General features: G+C 72.3%; 16 protein-coding genes. 7 read left to right on the forward strand and 9 right to left on the reverse strand.

From position 1 onward, the window contains the following. Positions 1-75: 75 nt before the first annotated feature. The 5 genes from IFT79_RS04910 (at position 76) to IFT79_RS04930 (ending at position 7,015) form a co-directional block, all read left to right on the forward strand. The gene (locus tag IFT79_RS04910) at positions 76-1,074 is read left to right on the forward strand and encodes a LacI family DNA-binding transcriptional regulator (RefSeq protein ID WP_056043874.1); all 999 of its coding nucleotides are present in this window, start codon (positions 76-78) and stop codon (positions 1,072-1,074) included. A 248-nt stretch (positions 1,075-1,322) separates the two neighbouring features. Continuing rightward, the gene (locus IFT79_RS04915) at positions 1,323-3,521 is read left to right on the forward strand and encodes a beta-galactosidase (protein WP_192123031.1); all 2,199 of its coding nucleotides are present in this window, start codon (positions 1,323-1,325) and stop codon (positions 3,519-3,521) included. Between the two features lie 158 nt (positions 3,522-3,679). Beyond that, positions 3,680-5,035 (forward strand): ABC transporter substrate-binding protein, encoded by a 1,356-nt coding sequence (locus IFT79_RS04920; RefSeq protein WP_056043877.1) that lies wholly within the window; start codon positions 3,680-3,682, stop codon positions 5,033-5,035. 58 nt (positions 5,036-5,093) lie between these two features. Further along, positions 5,094-6,053 carry a carbohydrate ABC transporter permease gene (locus IFT79_RS04925; protein WP_056043881.1) on the forward strand — a complete coding sequence of 320 codons (960 nt, stop codon included), beginning with the start codon at positions 5,094-5,096 and terminating at the stop codon, positions 6,051-6,053. Continuing rightward, positions 6,050-7,015 (forward strand): carbohydrate ABC transporter permease, encoded by a 966-nt coding sequence (locus tag IFT79_RS04930; protein WP_082460077.1) that lies wholly within the window; start codon positions 6,050-6,052, stop codon positions 7,013-7,015. Before IFT79_RS04925 ends, IFT79_RS04930 begins: the two co-directional genes overlap by 4 nt. A gap of 135 nt (positions 7,016-7,150) precedes the next feature. Here the strand turns inward: IFT79_RS04930 and IFT79_RS04935 are convergent, their stop codons facing one another. Beyond that, positions 7,151-7,558, reverse strand: a complete 408-nt coding sequence (locus IFT79_RS04935; protein WP_192123032.1) for an arsenate-mycothiol transferase ArsC — start codon at positions 7,556-7,558, stop codon at positions 7,151-7,153. A 126-nt stretch (positions 7,559-7,684) separates the two neighbouring features. Between IFT79_RS04935 and IFT79_RS04940 the strand changes: the two genes are divergently transcribed. Both IFT79_RS04940 and IFT79_RS16625 read left to right on the forward strand, forming a co-directional pair. After that, positions 7,685-8,227 (forward strand): RNA polymerase sigma factor, encoded by a 543-nt coding sequence (locus IFT79_RS04940; RefSeq protein ID WP_082460151.1) that lies wholly within the window; start codon positions 7,685-7,687, stop codon positions 8,225-8,227. Next, the gene (locus tag IFT79_RS16625; RefSeq protein ID WP_192123033.1) at positions 8,217-9,467 is read left to right on the forward strand and encodes a hypothetical protein; all 1,251 of its coding nucleotides are present in this window, start codon (positions 8,217-8,219) and stop codon (positions 9,465-9,467) included. Before IFT79_RS04940 ends, IFT79_RS16625 begins: the two co-directional genes overlap by 11 nt. A 64-nt stretch (positions 9,468-9,531) precedes the next feature. On the opposite strand, the gene nhaA is transcribed toward IFT79_RS16625, so the two are convergent. From nhaA to IFT79_RS04985, 8 genes are all read right to left on the reverse strand, one after another. Beyond that, positions 9,532-10,887: a Na+/H+ antiporter NhaA gene (nhaA, locus tag IFT79_RS04950; protein WP_192123034.1), complete on the reverse strand. Its 1,356-nt coding sequence runs from the start codon at positions 10,885-10,887 to the stop codon at positions 9,532-9,534. 73 nt (positions 10,888-10,960) lie between these two features. After that, complete coding sequence (locus IFT79_RS04955) at positions 10,961-11,134, reverse strand: hypothetical protein (protein WP_157485188.1); 174 nt, start codon at positions 11,132-11,134, stop codon at positions 10,961-10,963. A 358-nt stretch (positions 11,135-11,492) separates the two neighbouring features. Beyond that, complete coding sequence (locus IFT79_RS04960) at positions 11,493-12,005, reverse strand: FBP domain-containing protein (RefSeq protein ID WP_192123035.1); 513 nt, start codon at positions 12,003-12,005, stop codon at positions 11,493-11,495. Between the two features lie 415 nt (positions 12,006-12,420). After that, positions 12,421-15,078: an MMPL family transporter gene (locus tag IFT79_RS04965; protein ID WP_192123036.1), complete on the reverse strand. Its 2,658-nt coding sequence runs from the start codon at positions 15,076-15,078 to the stop codon at positions 12,421-12,423. Between the two features lie 111 nt (positions 15,079-15,189). Then, the gene (locus IFT79_RS04970) at positions 15,190-15,924 is read right to left on the reverse strand and encodes a TetR family transcriptional regulator (protein WP_192123037.1); all 735 of its coding nucleotides are present in this window, start codon (positions 15,922-15,924) and stop codon (positions 15,190-15,192) included. 179 nt (positions 15,925-16,103) lie between these two features. After that, a complete protein-coding gene (locus IFT79_RS04975) occupies positions 16,104-16,406 on the reverse strand; it encodes a winged helix-turn-helix domain-containing protein (protein ID WP_192123038.1) in 303 nt (100 codons plus the stop codon). Continuing rightward, positions 16,403-16,858, reverse strand: a complete 456-nt coding sequence (locus IFT79_RS04980) for a chemotaxis protein CheY (RefSeq protein ID WP_192123039.1) — start codon at positions 16,856-16,858, stop codon at positions 16,403-16,405. Before IFT79_RS04980 ends, IFT79_RS04975 begins: the two co-directional genes overlap by 4 nt. Positions 16,859-17,042: 184 nt before the next feature. Continuing rightward, on the reverse strand, positions 17,043-17,918 hold the full coding sequence (locus IFT79_RS04985) for an SDR family NAD(P)-dependent oxidoreductase (RefSeq protein WP_192123040.1): 876 nt from the start codon (positions 17,916-17,918) through the stop codon (positions 17,043-17,045). Positions 17,919-17,976: the final 58 nt, after the last annotated feature.

A 17,976-nucleotide genomic window follows, 5' to 3' on the forward strand; every position in this document is an offset into this window, starting at 1 on the left:
CGCCCCGGGCTCGCCCACGCCCCGGGCTCGCCCCCGGGCGGGGCACGGGCCTCCGGGCACCGCTACCCTCGGGGCATGAAGGACGCCACGATCTACGACGTGGCGAAGCGCGCGGGCGTCTCGCACCAGACCGTCAGCAGGTTCCTGCGGGGGTTCGAGGGCATCCGTCCCGCCACCCGCGAGAAGGTCGAGCAGGCCCTCGCCGAGCTCGAGTACCGCCCCAACTCGGCGGCCCGGTACCTGCGCCTGCAGCGGACGAACCGCATCGGGCTGCTCGCCGACAACATGCACCAGTCGGGGCCCGCCCGCACGATCGCCGGGGCCACGGAGGCCGCGCGTTCACTCGGCTACGTCACCGACATCGTCTCGATGGACGGCGGCGACGAGCGCTCGGTCGACGACGCCCTCGACCTGATGCTCGGGCAGCAGATCGCCGGCATCGTCGTGACCGCGCAGACCGCCGTCGCCCGGTCGGCGCTCGAACGCCGGGCGATCTCGGTGCCCGTGGCGCGTGACTTCGGGCTGATGGTCGAGGGCACCACCGAGTCGATCAACGAGCACGCCGGCCGGGTCGCGGCCGAGCACCTCGTGGGCCTCGGCCACCGCCGTGTGGCCTACGTCGCCGGGCCGGACCAGTGGCTGGCCGCCCGCGAGCGCGCCGACGGGTTCCGCCAGGCGGTGACCGGGTCCGGAGGCGCGGTGACGGTCACCGACGTCGGCGACTGGTCCGCGGCGGCCGGCTACGACATCGGGCTGCGACTGGCCGCCCGGACGGACGACTTCACCGCCATCGCCGTCGCGAACGACGCCATGGCGATGGGGCTGCTCGCCGCCCTTGCCGCCGAAGGCGTCTCGGTGCCGCACGAGGTCAGCGTGGTCGGCAACGACGACACTCCCGAGGCGCGGTTCATGGTGCCGTCGCTCTCCACCGTGGCACTCGACTTCGGCTTCGAGGGGGCACACGTGATGACGTCGCTGATCGCCCACATCGAGGGACGCAGCCCCGACACGGCCAGCCGCCTGCCGGTGCCGTCCCTCGTCGCGCGCGCCTCGACCGCACCCGCGCGCGGCTGACGCCCCCGGGCGCGGGCCCATCGGCGCAGGCCCACCGGCGCAGGCCGAGCCGTGCGGGCCGACCCGCGCCTCCCCCATCGGTGACCCGTCGACGACGGGGTCTTGCGCGGGTGGCGGCTCGTGGGTTACGTTCTCCGCAGACGCCGATGTTATCGACAACATCCAACGAACATCGATCGACGTCCCGAGCACGCGCGGGACGACGTCGGCGGTCGCCACCGCAGCCGACACACACGAACGGGTCAACGATGACTTCTGCTCCACGCCACTCCGGGGTCCTCTTCGGAGCCGCCTACTACGCCGAGTACCAGCAGGCGGGCACCCTCGACCGCGACCTCGACCTGATGGTCGAGGCGGGCTTCACGGTGATCCGCGTGGGCGAGTCGGTCTGGTCGACGTGGGAGCCGCGCGAGGGCGAGTTCGACCTCGACTGGCTCCAGCCCGTGCTCGACGGCGCCCACGCCCGCGGCATCGCGGTGGTGCTCGGCACCCCGACCTACGCGGTGCCGCCGTGGCTGCAGGTGCGCCACCCTGAGATCGCCGCCGAGCGGACCACCGGCGTCCGCGCCGGCTGGGGCGCCCGCCAGGAGATGGACCAGAGCCACCCCGCCTACCGCTTCTACGCCGAGCGCGTCGTCCGCAAGGTCGTCGAGCGCTACGCGCAGCACCCCGCCGTGATCGGTTGGCAGGTCGACAACGAGCCCGGCAACGAGCGCCCGCGCAACGACCAGGTCTTCGACCGCTTCGTGGCCTGGCTGCAGCGCAAGTACGGCACCGTCGAGCGCCTCAACGAGGAGTGGGGCCTGGTCTACTGGTCGCACCGGCTGACCGAGTGGTCGCAGCTCTGGCGTCCCGACGGCAACGTGCAGCCGCAGTACGACCTCGAGTGGCGGCGCTTCCAGGGCGAGCTGGCCGACGAGCTGATCGCCTGGCAGGCCGACGTCGTCCGCGAGTACGCCCGCGACGACCAGTTCGTCACCACCTGCATCTCGTACTCGCGCCCTCAGGTCGCCGACGAGCGGCTCGTCGAGAGCCTCGACGTCACCGCCGGGAACCCGTACTACAAGATGCAGGACGGCCTGACGCTCGGCGTCGAGGTGCCCCGCGAGGCCGGCTGGTGGCACACCGGCGTCTGGGCCCTGCAGCAGTGGGGCGACCGGGCGTTCTCGTCGGCGCAGGCGCCCTTCCTCGTCACCGAGACCAACGCGCAGTCGATCGGCGGCCCCTGGCAGAACCACCCGCCGTTCGACGGGCAGATCAAGCAGGCCGCGCTCGCGCTCGTCTCCCGCGGTGCCCGCATGGTCGAGTACTGGCACTGGCACACGCTGCACTTCGGCGTCGAGACGTACTGGGGCGGCGTGCTGCCGCACAGCCAGCGTCCCGGTCGCATCCACCGCGAGGTCTCGGCCCTGGGCGCCACGCTCAAGGCGGTCGGCGGCGCGGTCGACGGCCTCGAGCCCGACGCCGACGTGCTGATGCTCTGGTCGACCGAGACCAAGTGGTCGTTCGAGACGTACCCGCCGCTGGCCCTGCCCGACGGCACCCCCGACCCGGAGTCGTACCTCCACCTGTTCGACGCGCACTACCGCGGGCTCGCCGAGGCGGGCGTGCAGGTGCGCATCCAGCACGTGGCGCAGTTCCTCGCCGCAGACCCGGCCGAGCTGGCCGCGACGCACCCCGTGCTCGTCGTGCCGGCGCTGTACGTCGTCGACGACGCGACGCTCACCGCGCTCACCGCGTACGCCGAGGCGGGCGGCCACCTGGTCGTCGGCATCCGCACCGCCTACGGCGACGAGCTCGCCCGGGCCCGCCGCGACCCGGCACCCGCCCGGCTCTCGGGCCCCGCGGGGGTCTGGTACGAGGAGTACACCAACCTCGACCACCCCCTCGCCGTCCACGTCGCGGACGCCGGCACCGCCGGGCGCACCGACGGCACGACCGCAGGAGGCGCGGCCGCGGCCACCGAGGACGTCACCGCCCCGGCCGCCCCCGCCGACGCACCCTTCGTCCTCGAGCCGGGCTCCGCCGGCACCCGCTGGGCCGACGTCCTGCACGTCGAGGACGCCACCGTCGTGCTGCGGGCCGCGCCGACCGAGATCGGGGCCGACGCGATGCTGACGACCCGCGCCTCCGGAGCCGGCCGCGTCAGCTACGTCGCGACCGTGCCCAACCCCGAGCTCTCGCGCTCGATCGCCCGGTGGCTCGTGCCCGCCACGGCGGCGGGCACGTGGGCGGCGACCGAGACGGTCACGGTCACCACCGGTTCACGGGCCGGAGCCCCCGGGCTCGCGTTCGTGTCGAACTGGTCGGCCCACGAGGGAACGGTCACCACGCCCTCCGCGGTGCGCGACCTCGAGACCCGGGAGGTCGTCGCCGCCGGCACCACCGTGACCCTCGCCCCGCGCGCGGCCCACGTGTACGAGCTCGTCGACGCCGACGCCTCGTAGGGGGCCCGACCCGGCCTCCCCGACCCGGCCGCCCGACCCGCACGACGTCCCCCGCAGCACCCGGCCCGCACCACCCCACCCCACCGACCCGCACCACGTCCCCCCTGCACCACCCGATCCCCCGCACCACTCCCCCACCCCCTCGAGGAAGAACCACCATGAAGAGAAAGACCACAGCAAAGGCGCTCGTGTCACTCGCCGTCGTGTCGGCGTTCGTGCTGACCGGCTGCGCCCCGTCCGGCGGAGGCGCGGGTGGTGGTGGCGACACCGCGCCCGTCTCGCAGGCCGACATCGACAAGGCCATGGACACCGACACGACCCTCACCTTCTGGACCTGGGTGCCCGACGTCCAGAAGGAGGTCGACCTGTTCGAGGCCAAGTACCCGAAGATCAAGGTCGACGTCGTCAACGTGGGCACCGGCACCGCGCAGTACCCGAAGCTGCGGACGGCCCTGAAGGCCGGCAAGGGCGCACCCGACGTCGCCCAGATCGAGTACCAGTACATCCCGTCCTTCCGCCAGACCGGCAGCCTCGTCGACCTGACCCCCTACGGAGGCGCGGACCTCGAGTCGAAGTACGTCCCGTGGGTCTGGAACCAGGTCGCGGACGACACCGGCGTCTGGTCGGTGCCGCAGGACTCGGGCCCGCTCGGCAACCTCTACCGCTCGGACATCTACGAGCAGGCGGGGCTGACGGAGGCGCCCGAGACCTGGGCCGACTTCGCGACCGACGCGCAGACGATCAAGGACAAGACGGACTCGTACATCTCGAACCTGCCCGGCAACGACCCCGGCCAGATCGTCGGGCTGTTCTGGCAGGCCGGCGCCAAGCCGTTCTCGTACGACGGCGACAAGACCGTCGGCATCGACCTCGACTCGACCGAGACGCAGAAGGTCGTCACGTTCTGGCAGGACCTGATCGACAAGGACCTCGTCTCGACCGACGCCGACTTCAACGACGCCTGGTACCAGGGCTTCTCGTCGGGCAAGTACGCCAGCTGGCAGACCGCCGCCTGGGGCCCCGTCTTCCTGCAGGGCACGGCCGCGAACACGAGCGGCAAGTGGACCGCCGCGAAGATCCCGCAGTGGAAGGCCGGTGAGGACGTCTCGGGCAACTGGGGCGGATCGAGCGACGCCGTCATCACGGGCACGCAGAACCCGATCGCCGCGGCCGAGTTCAGCAAGTTCCTGAACAGCGACCCCGAGTCGACCCTCGCCTTCGCGAACGAGCAGTTCCTGTTCCCGACGACGACCGACACCCTCTCGAGCAGCGACTTCACCGACACCGCCTCGGACTTCTACGGCGGCCAGAAGGTCAACGAGCTCTTCGCCGGCGTCTCGGACACGGTCAGCACCGACTTCCAGTGGCTGCCGTTCATGGACTACGTCTACTCGAGCTTCAACGACACGCTCGGCAAGGCGATCGCCGACCACTCCGACCTCTCCGCCGCCCTCACGGCGTGGCAGGACGACGTCACCGCCTACGCGAAGCAGCAGGGCTTCACCGTCAAGTAGCGCTCACGGGGTGCCGCCCGCCCTCGGGCGGCACCCCCTCGGCCCGGCAAGGAGCCCCATGTCCACCTCCGTCACCCCTCGTCGAGACGCGACCCGCGCCTCCTCGTCCCGTCAGCCCGCCACCCCGCGGCGCACGAGCTCGCTGCACCGACCGCAGCTCGTCGCGGCCTGGGCCCTGGCGATCCCGTTCCTGCTCGTCTTCGCGGCGATGTTCCTCGTGCCGCTCGGCTACGCGGGCTACCTGAGCACCTTCACCTCGCAGCTCGTCGGCGGGCAGGTCTTCTCGGGCCTCGCCAACTACAGCCGCGCACTGAACGACCCGAGCTTCTGGGCCGGCCTCGGGCGGGTCGCGCTGTTCCTCTTCGTGCAGGTGCCGATCATGCTCGTGATCGCCCTGTTCGTCGCCCTCGCCCTCGACACCGGCCGGGTGGCCGGCAGCAAGTTCGTCCGCCTCGCGATCTTCGTGCCGTACGCCGTGCCCGGCGTCGTCGCGACGCTGATGTGGGGCTACCTCTACGGCCGCGAGTCCGGCCTGATCGCCCAGGTGATCAGCGGAGTCGGCCTCACGCCGCCCGACCTGCTGTCGCCGCAGAACGTGCTCGGCAGCACGATGAACATCGTCAGCTGGGAGTTCATCGGCTACAACATGATCGTGCTGTACGCCGCCCTGCGCAGCGTGCCGACCGAGATGTACGAGGCCGCCGAGATCGACGGCGCCGGGCCCTGGCGGGTGGCGTGGAGCATCAAGATCCCGGCGATCCGCTCGGCGATCCTGCTGACCGTGATCTTCTCGGTGATCGGGTCGTTCCAGCTCTTCAACGAGCCCAACCTGCTCTACAGCATCGCGCCCAACGCGATCGGGTCGGACTTCACCCCGAACCTCTACGCCTACAACGTCGCGTTCAAGAACCAGGACGTCAACTACGCCGCGGCCATCGCGTTCCTGCTCGGGTTCCTCATCATGATCATCAGCTACGTGGTGCAGCTCGCCACCTCACGCAAGGAGCGACTGTCGTGACGATCGCACCCGCCCCCGTCGACACCGCCGGGGCCACGTCCGTCGACCGTCCCGTCCGCCGCCTCGAGGGCTCGGGAGGCGCGGGCAATCGCCGTCCGCGACGTCGCGTCGAGCGGTCCAAGCGCAAGACGCCGATCCTCACCGTGATCCTCTGGATCACGCTGGCGTACTTCCTGCTGCCGCTGGTGTGGTTGGCGATCCAGGCGACGAAGACCAACGGCGACATCTTCTCGACGTTCGGCCTGGCCTTCGGCCGCACCTTCGCGCTGGGCGACAACCTGGCGCAGCTGTTCACGTTCCAGGACGGCATCTTCGTGCAGTGGATGGGCAACACGGTGCTCTACGCCGTGGTCAGCTCGGTCGGTGCGGCGGTGCTCGCCACGATGTGCGGCTACTCGCTGGCCAAGTACGTCTTCAAGGGCAGGTCGTTCGTCTTCGGGCTGATCCTCGGGGCGGTCATGGTGCCGCTGACGGCGCTGGCGATCCCGACCTACCTGCTGTTCAGCGCGGCGAACCTCGTCGACACCCCGTGGGCGATCATCCTGCCGTCGCTGGTCAGCCCGTTCGGCGTCTACCTGATGCGCGTCTACGCGAGCGAGGCGGTCGACGACAGCCTGCTCGAGGCGGCCCGCATCGACGGGGCCGGCGAACTGCGGATCTTCCTGACGATCGCGTCCCGGCTGCTCGCACCGGGCATCGTCACGGTGTTGCTGTTCGCCCTGGTCTCGACCTGGAACAACTACTTCCTGCCGCTGATCATGCTGAACGACCCGTCGCTGTTCCCGGCGACGGTCGGCCTGGCGCAGTGGCAGCAGGCGGCCACCGGCGGCGGCGGCGCCCAGGTGCTGTTCTCGACCGTGCTGACCGGGTCGTTCGTGTCGATCCTGCCGCTGGTCGTGGCGTTCCTGTTCCTCCAGCGCTTCTGGCAGTCCGGCCTGAGCGCCGGCGGCGTCAAGGGGTAGCCGGTCCGACTCCCGCCCCGGCCCCCGGTTCACGGTGGAGGTCGGAGCGGGTGGGCCGTGGCCGTGGCAGCGGCGGCCTGGGAGGCGGTGGTGACGTTGAGAGGTCACCACCGCCTCCGTTCGTTCGTCCCGGCGTCAGAGGCGGGCGTGCAGGTCGGCGACGCGGGAACGGATGTCGTCTCGGACGAGGCGCATGCGCTCCATGCCCTCGACGCCCCGCTCGGACGGCTCGTCGGTGATCCAGGTCTCGAAGCGGGTGCCGGGGACCTCGTCGACCCGCGCCTCCCGACCGAGGACGACGACCACGTCGGCGTCGCGCACCATCTGCTCGGTGAGGGCCTTGGGGTGCTCGTCGCCGAGGTCGATGCCGAGCTCGGCGAGCGACTCGACCGACTGCGCGTTGAGGTCGGTGCCGGGCGTCGTGCCGGCCGACACGACCGTGACCTCGTCGCCGGCGAGGTCGCGCATCAGCCCGGCGGCCATCTGCGACTTGCCCCCGTTCTTCTGGCAGACGAACAGGACGGAGGCGCGGGTCGGGGTCATGCGGACACCGTACCGACCCCGGGTGGCCGGGTCCCGTGCCGTCGGGACGCGCCGCCCGCCGATCCGTCGGGGGTCCCGTGTCAGGTTCGCCGGTTCCGCGACACTCCTCTAGTGAAGGGGGTGGACGTGGATCACGACACGGAAGGCGACGACGAGCTCGTCAGACGCACGGTCGGGGGTGATCAACGGGCACTGTCGGCCTTGTTCGACCGGCACGCCGCGACGGTGACCCGCTACGCGTGGGCGCTGGCCGCCACCCGGATGGACGTCGAGGAGATCGTGCAGGACACGTTCGTGACCCTCTGGAAGAAGGTCGACCAGATCGACCTTCCCGAGGACTCGCTGCTGCCCTGGTTGCTGGTCGTCTGCCGCAACCACGCCGCCAACCTGCGCCGCAAGCAGGCCCGCGCCGCCACCGACGAACTGCCCGACGACCTCGTCGCCCCGGACCACGGCGAGGAGGCGCGCGACCGGCTGCGCTGGGTCCGCGACGAGATCGACGCCCTCGGCCCGGTCGACCGGCAGATCGTCGAGCTCTGCCTCATCGAGGGGCGCCCCTACGGCGAGGCCGCCGCCCAGGTCGGCCTGAGCATCGGCGCCGTCACCCAACGCGTGTCGCGCACCCGATCGCGACTGAAGAAGAAGGCGGTGATGAACGATGAACTCTGAGCCCCCCACCGGAGACGAGCTGAACCGCATGCTCGTCACGATGAAGCAGAACGTCCTCGAACGCACCACGGAGTCCCCGCGCCGAAAGCGCAACCGGAACCTCGGCCTCGGCCTGGGCCTGGCCGCCCTGCTGGCGATCGGCGGCGGCTCGGGAGCGCTGGCGCTCGGCATGCTGCCCTCGCCGTTCCAGGCGTCGGCACCGTCCACGCCGGCGAGCACGCCCACCCCGACGCCGACGGTCCGGCCGACGGCGACGCCGCGGCCGACGCCGACGGTGGCGCCGGTGGTCGCACCGGTGCCCGCCCTGCCCATCGACTGCGCGACGCTCGCGAGCGGCGTGCGGATGGACCTGTTCATCCCGTCGCCCCTGCAGGGACGGGCCGACCTGCTGCTGCCGACGGACGCGAGCCTGTCCGAGTACGGCGTGCTGGGCTGCGAGTGGGGTTCCACCGAGCAGCCGTACTCCCGCGTGGACCTCTCGGTGGCGAGTGGACGCGAGGCCGGACTCACTGCCGTCGACGACCTCGTGGCCGGTGGCGCCCAGCGCACCGAAGCCGGTGACGCCTCGGCCATGACCTGCACCGAGCAGGGTTGCCAGGCGACCGTCGTGTCGGGCATCTGGTGGGTCGAGTTCAGGACGTCGGACGTCGACGCCACGTCCGGGACCGTGTCGGTCGAGACGCGCGCCGCGAACACCACCGCGGCTCTGACGAGCCTGGTGTCGCGGCTCGACGGTCTCTCACCGGCCCCCTCGTGGACCCGACCGGACTCGTCGTGGGCCCGGGTCGGCGATTGTGCAGCGCTGAGCCCGGCCGTTCCTCTGGGCCAGATCATGGGTTCCCCTCGCCTCGAGGGCCCGGAGGAGCCACAGAACGAGTACCCGAGCGGCATCGTCCGGGCCTCCGATCGCACCGTGCAATGCCGTTGGACCCTTCCGTACGTCGAGGACGCACCGATCTCGGAGGTCGGCGACATCACGGTGACGCTCTCCGCGGGTAGCGGCTGGGCCGTCGATGCGGTGGATTCGATGTCGCATCTCGAGCGGTCACCGGTCACCGTGGCAGGTGCCGAGAAGGCCGAGTACGTCTGCATCCACGACGAGGGCAGCGGTTGCTACGTCAACGTGCTGACCGACGGCTCGTGGCTGCAGGTCAGGACCAGCAACACATATGAGGACAGCCTGAAGGGCCTGCTGGTCGCGGCCGCGGAGGCGATCGTCGCGACGCGTCCCGCGAGCTGACCCGCGCCTCCTGCGCCGCCGTGACCGAGGCACGCGACCGCAGGAGGCGCGGGTCGGCGGACCGTCAGGCGTCGAGGCGGTCCCGGGCCCGGCCGCGCACGGCCAGGATCGCCCCGCCGACCAGGGCCGAAAGAAGCGAGCCGACGAGGACGCCGACCTTGACCACGTCGTCCTGCTCGCTGCCGGCCCCGTAGGCGAGTTCGCCGACCAGGAGCGACACGGTGAACCCGATGCCGGCCACGAACGACAGCCCGAGCACGTCGCCCCAGCGCAGGCTCGGATCGAGCCGGATGCCGGGCAGTCGCGTCACGAGCAGGGACGCCCCGGTGATGCCGATCGACTTGCCGAGCACGAGCGCCACGACGATGCCGATCGCGACGCTGTCGCTCAGCGACTCGACCAGCCCGTCGAACCCGCCGACCGTCACGCCTGCCGAGAAGAACGCGAAGACGGGCACTGCCACGCCCGACGAGACCGGGCTCCAGCGCTCGGCGAAGTGGTGGGTCAGCGGGTGCCGCACCTCGTGGCCGTCGGGTCCGACGTGCGTGACGCCGGCCCGGGCCGTCGCCACCGCGGGCACGAGCAGGCCGAGCAGCACGCCCGCGATCGTGGCGTGCACCCCCGAGGCGTGCACGAGGGCCCAGGCGAGGACGCCCAGCGGGATCAGCAGCCACCACGCCCGCACGCCACGACGGACGAGCACGGCGAACGCGGCGAGCGGCAGCAGCGCCAGCAGCAGGGGGACGAAGGCGATGCCCGCCGTGTAGAACACCGCGATGATCGTGATCGCGATCAGGTCGTCGACGACGGCGAGGGTCAACAGAAACGTGCGCAGGGCCGGGGGCAGCCGCTTGCCGACGACGGCGATCACGGCGACGGCGAACGCGATGTCGGTCGCGGCCGGGATCGCCCACCCCTGGAGCGCGTCGGGGCCGGCTCCGAGGTTGATCAGCGTGAAGAGCAGCGCCGGCAGGGCGACCCCGCCGACCGCCGCGGTGATGGGCAGCACGGCGACCCGGGGGTCGCGCAGCGAGCCGGCGACGAACTCCTGCTTCAGCTCGAGGCCGACCACGAAGAAGAAGATCGCGAGGAGCCCGTCGGCCGCCCAGCTGCCCATGCTGAGGTTCAGGTGCAGCGCCTCGGGGCCGAACGACACGTCGCGCACGGCCGAGTAGAACGAGCCGGCCGGGCTGTTCGCCAGGACGAGCGCGAGCACGGTCGCCGCGAGCAGCAGCAGTCCGCCGGTCGTGTCACGGCTGAGGAACCGCGAGAGCCGTGCGCCCTGGCCCTCGGCACGGGGCGCGTGGGCGGGGGCAGGAGGGGCGGCGGTCGGGTCGGTGGCGGGGGCGGGGAGCGTGGGGTCGGGGGCGGCCGGAGTGGGGTCGGCGGGCGTGCGGTCGGCGGGCGTGCGGTCGGTCATGGTCGTCGTCCTTCGGGAGCGTCGGCGGGCAGGGCGGGGCGTCCGCTCGACCCGTCGACGACGAGGAGCGGTGCTACGCCACGGGCGGCGGGCACCCGGCGATCTCGCCGTGGGCGTTGCTGCCCCACAGGCTCATCCAGCCGTTCGTGCCGCAGGTGCGCTTCGTCAGCACGAGCCGCTTCGGGAACGCCTGCTGCGCCGTGCGCGCCCGGCGCGGGGCGCGGGACGGGCAGGCGGGTGACGACATGCCCACCAGGGTACCGCCGAGCCCCGGGGAGCGGGCCGGGCCGTCACCCACCCGCGGGTCCCACGGTGCCGGCCCGCGCCTCCTGCGCTCTCGGGGCGGGACTCCTGCGCTCTCGGGGCGGAGCGCACCGCCAACTGAGCGTCGCACCGCGTGTTTCGGCGGTGCGGCGTTCAGTCGGCGGTGCGACCCGCCCTCCTGCGGTCAGGCGACCGGGCCGCCTCCGCGCCCGCCCGGTCGAGGTCGCACCACGCCCGCGTCGTCCAACCACGCACGAGGGTGGTTCGACGACGCGGGCGTGGTGCCACCCGGTTCTCGTCGGACCAGGAGGCGCGGCGGCGGTCAGGAGGCGCGGCGCACGTCAGGAGGCGCGGCGCACGTTCTCGACGAAGCCCGCGGCCCGCGCGCGCAGGCTCGCGATGCGTTCGAGTCGGGCCGCCTCGGCGTCGAACCCGAGGTAGGCCTCGGGCGGCAGCACGTGCACGTTGGCCGAGCACTCGAACCCGCCGCAGACGAGCGTGCCCACGGTGTCGCCGTTGCGTCCGGCCGCGCCGGCACGCTTGGCGCCGTAGAACAGCACGTCGGCCGGCAGGCGGACGTCCTGGCACCAGGTGCACTGCGCACGCTGCCGGGGCGAGGCCTCGGCCTGCCGCAGCACGACGCCGGCGACCGCGGGGCCCGGCTCGCCGTCCGCGTCGAGCGTCGGCACGACGACGTAGGCCCGGCGGGCGAGCCTGGGGTCTCGCCAACCGAGGTACTCCAGGTCGGTCCAGTCGAGGTCGGCGAACTCGGGCGGCAGGTTCAGGTCGGCTGCTTCTCGGCGGCTCGCGTTGACGAACGAGGCGCGGACGGTCTTCTCTGTCAGGGGGATCATGTGGTTCTCCGGTCGTCGGGCCCGGGGCACGGTGACGTCGACGCGCACACCCGCGCGACCGGCGACCGCGCGGGTGCCCGCCGTCGACGCGTCGGCCGACCCGGGTGTTCTCGTGGGATCGTGCCGGGGCTCCAGCCCACGCGGCACGGGTGCGCGGTCGGACCTCGACGGTCGATCCGCGGCGGGGACGCGACTACCTGCAGCCGGCGCACGCGGCGCCGACGACCCCCTCACGCCCGGTGGGCGTCGCAGGTGCGGACGGGATCTTCACCCGGCCACCCTACGACCGTGAGCGCTCCTCGGCAACGGCGCCCGCGCCTCCTCGTCCTGGCCGGGTCGCACCACNACCACGAAAGGGACGTCGCACCGCCGAGTTCGGCGGTGCGACGTCCAGTCGGTGGTGCGACGTGCGGGGTCAGCCCGCGTGGCGCCCGTGGTGGTCGGGGTCGCTGCCGTCGGGGACGGCGTCCACGGGGGCGGTCGGGTCGACGTGCGAGACGTGCCCGTCACCGGAACCCGAACCCGAACCCGAACCCGAGCCCGCGGCCGCGCCCGCGGCCGAGCCCGACGCGTCGCCGGCCGAGGCGTGCGGCCTCGACCGCTCGAGGGAGGCGCCCTCGACGTCGACGTCGGGCAGGATGCGGTCGAGCCACTTCGGCAGCCACCACGCGGCGTCGCCGAGCAGGTGCATCACGGCCGGGATCAGCAGCAGGCGCACGACGAACGCGTCGACCAACACGCCGAGGGCGAGGCCCAGGCCGATCGACTGGATCATCACCGAGTTCGAGAACACGAAGCCCGAGAAGACCGCCGTCATGATCAGCGCCGCGGCCGTGACCACCGTGCGACCGGCGTGGACGCCGCGCTGCACGGCCAGGCGGGCCGGCGAGCCGTGGGCGTACGCCTCGCGCATGCCGCTGACCAGGAACAGCTGGTAGTCCATCGCGAGCCCGAACAGCACGCCGACCATCAGGATCGGCAGGAAGCTCAGGATCGGCCCCGGGTCGTGCACGCCGAAGACCGGGCCGAGCCAGCCCCACTGGAACACCGCGGTGACGCCGCCGAACGCGGCGAACAGCGACAGCACGAAGCCGATGGTGGCGGTGATCGGCACGAGGATCGAGCGGAACACGAAGATCAGGATGATCAACGACAGCCCGACCACGACGAGCAGGTAGAGCGGCAGGGCACCGGCCAGCTTCTCGCTGACGTCGATGTTGCCCGAGGCGTTGCCGGCCACGCCGAGCGACGAGACGTCGTCGATGTCGAGGCCACGCAGGTCGCGGACGAGCTGCTCGGTCGACTCGGCGGTCGGACCGCCCTTCGGCACGACCTGGAACGCCAGCAGGGTGTCGTCGTCCGAGGCGCCGATGGGGGCGACCGCGGCGACGTCGTCCTGGTCCTTGAGGATCGTGCCGATGCGCACCTGCTCCGAGACGAGGTCGTCGTCCGAGATCGCGGTCGGCAGGTCGGCCACGACGACCAGGGGGCCGTTGACGCCGGCGCCGAACTTCTCGTCGATCAGCTTGTAGGCCTTGTAGGCGCTCGAGTCGACCGGCTCGGACGACCCGGCGGGCAGGCCGAGGCGCATCGAGAGCGCGGGGATGGCGACGATCAGCAGCACGGCGACGCCGGCCACGAGGGTCAGCACGGCACGGGTGGTGCTCATCGGCTTGGTCGGCACGCGGACGGCACCCGTGTTGCCGACGTTCTTCCGGGCCTTCTTGGTGAGGATGCGCAGGCCGACGAGGCGCAGCAGCGCCGGGGTGAGCGTGATGGCGATCAGGATCGCCACGAACACGCAGACGGCGCCGACGGTGCCCATCAGACCGAGGAAGGGGATGCCGGTCAGGTTGAGCGCGAGCAGGGCGATCAGCACGGTCGAGCCGGCGAAGACGACGGCGTTGCCGGACGTGCCGTTGGCCAGGCCGATCGACTCGTGCAGCGGCACCCCTTCTTTCAGCTGGGTGCGGTGCCGGTTGAGGATGAACAGCGAGTAGTCGATGCCGACCGCGAGGCCGAGCATCACGCCCAGCACGGGCGTGACCGACAGCATCTCGACGGCGCCCGAGAGCGACAGCGAGGCGAGCACGCCGACCCCGACGCCGATCAGGGCGTTGACGAGGGGCAGGCCGGCACCGATGAGCGTGCCCAGCATGACGAACAGCACGATGGCCGCGATGACCACGCCGGCCACCTCGCCCGGGCCGAGGATCTCGGGGATGCTGGCCGCGATGTCGTTCGACACCTCGACCTGGACGCCGTCGATGTCGGCGTCGTTCATCGCCTCGACGACGGCCTCTTTGTTCTCGCTCGTGACGAGGTTGAGCGCCTTGTCGAACTGGATGCTGGCCACGGCCGTGGTGCCGTCGGTCGACACCTGACGGATGCCGTCGGTCAATTCGAGCAACGACGCACCCTGCTCGAGCGTGGTGCTCTGCGTCTCGAGTTCGGCCTTGCCCGCGTCGAGGGTGGACTGCTGCGTGGCGATCTGCTGCGTCCCCGCGTCGAGCTGCGCCTGCTGGGCCTCGAGCTGCGGCGTGGCGGCGGCGAGTGCGGCCCCGCCGGCGGCCTGCGCCTGGGCCTTCGCGGCGTCGAGCTGCTGCTGGCCGGCGGTGATCTGGGCCTTCGCGGCGTCGATCTGCGCCTGGCCCGAGGTGATCTGGGCCTCGCCGGCGGCGACCTGGGCCCGACCGTCGGTGATCTTCTGCCCCTGGTCGTCGATCTGCTGCTGGGTCGCGAAGGGATCGGTCGTGCCCTTGACGTCGTCCAGCTCCTTCGCGTCGGTCAGCAGGGCCGCGATGTCGGACTTCTGCTGGTCGGTGAAGGCCGCGTCGTCGGCGGTCGTGAAGACGACCGTTCCGGTGCCGCCGCTCGCCTGGGGGAACTTCTCGGCGAGTTCGTCGCTGACCTTCTGGGTCGCCGTGCCGGGGATGCTGACGGCGGTGGTCAGCGTGCCGCCGAACAGCGCGAAGGCGCCGCCGGCGAGGCCGAGCACGACCAGCCAGGCCACGATGACGAGCCAGGCCCGCCGGGCCGAGAACCGGCCGAGTCGATAGAGCAGGGATGCCATGGGTGTCTGTTCCTCCAGGGGTGGTGCGGGGTGATGCGGGTTGCGGGGGTGGGCCTCACGTCGCGTCGTCGAGAAGGAGGTGCGGGTCGGCCGGGCGTGCCGGCCGACGGGTCAGGGGGCGGTCGGGTCGGGCTCCGTCGGGCCGGCCGCGGGGGTCTCGGCGGCCGCGGGCGCCGCATCGACCGCGGGCGTCTGGGCACCCGCCGGCGGCGGCCCGTAGCCGGCGCGGATGCTCGTCGTCACCCGGTCGAGCAGATCGGCCCAGACGTCGCGGCTGTCCGCGTCGACCACGGCGCCGGTCCGCGTGATCCAGTGGCGCGCGACGACGGCGATGCCGTTCATCAGCGAGCTGACGAGCACCTCGGCCTCGAGCGGGTCGGTGGCCGGGCTGCGCTCGGCCATCTCGATCGAGAGCTGCTCGGTGACGCGGGTGAAGACGTCCTGGATCAGGCTGTGCGACCGCGGATCGCCGCCGTCGTCGCCGAGGACGCCCCAGAGGTACGAGACGACGGCCGGCAGGTCGATGCCCTGCATGGCCTGGATGATCTCGGCGAACAAGGAGGCGCGGCTGCCGTCGCCGACGGGCGTCGCGGCGGTCGCGGCCCGGAACTCGTCGACGGCACCGGTGAGCACGCGGGTGCAGGCCGTCATGACGACCTCGTCGAGCGACGAGAAGTGGTTGAAGACCGTGCGGCGCGAGACGTCGGCACGCTCCGCGAGCTCGTCGACGCTGAAGCGGGGCGCCCCGCGCTCGGCGATGAGCGCGTCGGCGGCGTCGAGGATCGCCTGGCGATGCTTCGCCTTGAGGGCGGCACGGCGGTCGGGCACCAGGGTCTTGACGGTCACTTGCCTACACTAAGTGCAGCGACGCACTCGGTGCACCCACAGCGGCTGGGGAGTCGCTGGGACTTGCGCGGCCGGGACGCGGCCTCCGTACCCCGCCGCCCCGCGCCTCCTCGTCCGGCCGACCGGACGAGGAGGGGCGCCCCCGGCGCTCGGCCACGGGACGCCCCCTGCCCCGGCGGCTAGTCCGCGGCGATCTCGCGGAGGGTGGCGAGGTGCTCGGCCCAGGCCTCGCGACCGGACGGGGTCAGCTTCAGGCTCGTCCGGGGGCGCTTGCCGACGAACCCCTTCGTCACCGCGACGTAGCCCGCGGCCTCGAGGGCGCTGACCTGCTTGCTCAGCGTCGAGTCGGTCACCTGCACGGCGTCGCGCAGGTCACGGAAGTCGAGACCCTCGGCCGCGGCGAGCGCCGCCATCATCGAGAAGCGGACGGGCTGGTGCAGCAGCTCGGACAGCCGGAGGCGCGGGTGCGGTCGGGCGGTCATCGTCGCGCCTCGCGCACCTCGACGGCCGCGCAGGCGACCGACACCGCGAGCAGGACCGTCGCCATGACGGCACTGCCGACGACGTCCTGGCCCTGCGAGAAGCCGACGACGAGCATGGCTCCGACGTAGCAGGCGAAGAACGCGGCCAGGTAGGCCATCCAGCGTCGACCGAAGCCGACGCGGGCCGACCTCCTCAGCAGGACGAACGCCACGACCAGGACGGCGATCCAGACGAGCAGGCCGCCCATCGCGACGAAGTAGGCGGTGCCCGTCGTGAGCCCCATGGCGAGGGTGCCCATCGACGCGGCGGCGCCCAGGCCGAGCAGGAAGGCGACGGCGGGCCAGCTCGCCGCCGACGTCGCGCTGCGGCCCACGGCGTCCGCCCGGTCGAGCAGGCGCCGGGCCTCGGCGGAGTCGGGGGTGCCGGTCGTGCCGGTGAGGTCAGCGGTCATGGTGGTCGTCCTCTCGTAGGACTCCCACTCTAGAAAGTACTTTCTCGATAAGCAAGTACTTTCTCGTCGATTCGATCGAGTGGGCAGAAGATGTTCGTCCCCCGCGGCGGAAGGACGTCTTCTGCCCACTCGACGGGCCTGTCGGGGTCGGGGCGCCCGGACAGCCACCCCCGGCCGGGCCGGGCTAGATCGTCTCGTCGAGGTCGAGCAGCCGGGCGCTCTCGTCCCACAGGCGTCGGGCGAGGTCGGCGTCGGCCGCCTGACGGGCCACGCGACCGGGGGCCTTGAGGCGGTCGAAGTAGTTGCCGCTCGGCGCCGGCACGGTCGCCGCCCCCGCGAGGCGGATCAGCGGCTCGGCTCCGTCCTCGGTCGAGACGGCCAGGCGCTTGGCCGCGGTCATGAACGCGCCGTCGCCACCGAAGCCCGAGGCGACGAACCCGGGGTGGAACGCGAACGCGTCGACCCCGCCGCCGGCACGGGGCAGGCGTCGGGCCAGCTCACGGGTGAACAGCACGTTGAGCAGCTTCGAGGTGCCGTAGGCGCGGAAGCCGCCGGCCCACGCACCCCGTGCGTTGTCGAGGTCGTCCAGGTCGACCTTGCCGAAGAGGTTGCCGGCACTCGAGGTCTGGACGATGCGGACCGACCCGGCCGGCGCCTCCTTCGCCGTCTCGAGGAGGCGCGGCGTCAGCAACGCGGTCAGGAGGAACGGAGCGAGGTGGTTGCCCTGGAACGTCGTCTCGTGGCCGTCGACCGTGAGCGAGCGCTCGGGGATCGTGGCGCCGGCGTTGTTGGCGAGCACGTGGATGCGGGGGTTCTCGGCGAGCAGCTGCTCGGCCAGGTCGCGGACGGTCGACAGGTCGGAGAAGTCGGCGAGGTAGGCGGTGCCGCCGATCTCGTGCGCGACGGTGCGGGTGCGGTCGGGGTTGCGGCCGACGACGGCGACGGTGGCCCCGAGGCGGGCGAGCTCGCGGGCGGCGGCGCGGCCGATGCCCGAGCTGGCTCCGGTGACGACCACGGTCCGGTCGTCGAGGCGGGCGGCGGGAGGCAGGGTGACGGTCATGCAGGGGACGCTAGGCGGGATGCGCCGGGGCCGGGTCGGCGGTCGGCGTTCTCTCGGC

It is taken from the genome of Frigoribacterium sp. CFBP 8759 (genome assembly GCF_014841655.1).
Lineage (GTDB): Bacteria > Actinomycetota > Actinomycetes > Actinomycetales > Microbacteriaceae > Frigoribacterium.

What these genes read in the sequence shown, in the direction of transcription:
- IFT79_RS04910 (WP_056043874.1), top strand. Translation starts at nt 76, where the DNA reads ATGAAGGACGCCACGATCTACGACGTGGCGAAGCGCGCGGGCGTCTCG.
- IFT79_RS04915 (WP_192123031.1), top strand. Translation starts at nt 1,323, where the DNA reads ATGACTTCTGCTCCACGCCACTCCGGGGTCCTCTTCGGAGCCGCCTAC.
- IFT79_RS04920 (WP_056043877.1), top strand. Translation starts at nt 3,680, where the DNA reads ATGAAGAGAAAGACCACAGCAAAGGCGCTCGTGTCACTCGCCGTCGTG.
- IFT79_RS04925 (WP_056043881.1), top strand. Translation starts at nt 5,094, where the DNA reads ATGTCCACCTCCGTCACCCCTCGTCGAGACGCGACCCGCGCCTCCTCG.
- IFT79_RS04935 (WP_192123032.1), bottom strand. Translation starts at nt 7,558, where the DNA reads ATGACCCCGACCCGCGCCTCCGTCCTGTTCGTCTGCCAGAAGAACGGG.
- IFT79_RS16625 (WP_192123033.1), top strand. Translation starts at nt 8,217, where the DNA reads ATGAACTCTGAGCCCCCCACCGGAGACGAGCTGAACCGCATGCTCGTC.
- nhaA (WP_192123034.1), bottom strand. Translation starts at nt 10,887, where the DNA reads ATGACCGACCGCACGCCCGCCGACCGCACGCCCGCCGACCCCACTCCG.
- IFT79_RS04955 (WP_157485188.1), bottom strand. Translation starts at nt 11,134, where the DNA reads ATGTCGTCACCCGCCTGCCCGTCCCGCGCCCCGCGCCGGGCGCGCACG.
- IFT79_RS04960 (WP_192123035.1), bottom strand. Translation starts at nt 12,005, where the DNA reads ATGATCCCCCTGACAGAGAAGACCGTCCGCGCCTCGTTCGTCAACGCG.
- IFT79_RS04965 (WP_192123036.1), bottom strand. Translation starts at nt 15,078, where the DNA reads ATGGCATCCCTGCTCTATCGACTCGGCCGGTTCTCGGCCCGGCGGGCC.
- IFT79_RS04975 (WP_192123038.1), bottom strand. Translation starts at nt 16,406, where the DNA reads ATGACCGCCCGACCGCACCCGCGCCTCCGGCTGTCCGAGCTGCTGCAC.
- IFT79_RS04980 (WP_192123039.1), bottom strand. Translation starts at nt 16,858, where the DNA reads ATGACCGCTGACCTCACCGGCACGACCGGCACCCCCGACTCCGCCGAG.
- IFT79_RS04985 (WP_192123040.1), bottom strand. Translation starts at nt 17,918, where the DNA reads ATGACCGTCACCCTGCCTCCCGCCGCCCGCCTCGACGACCGGACCGTG.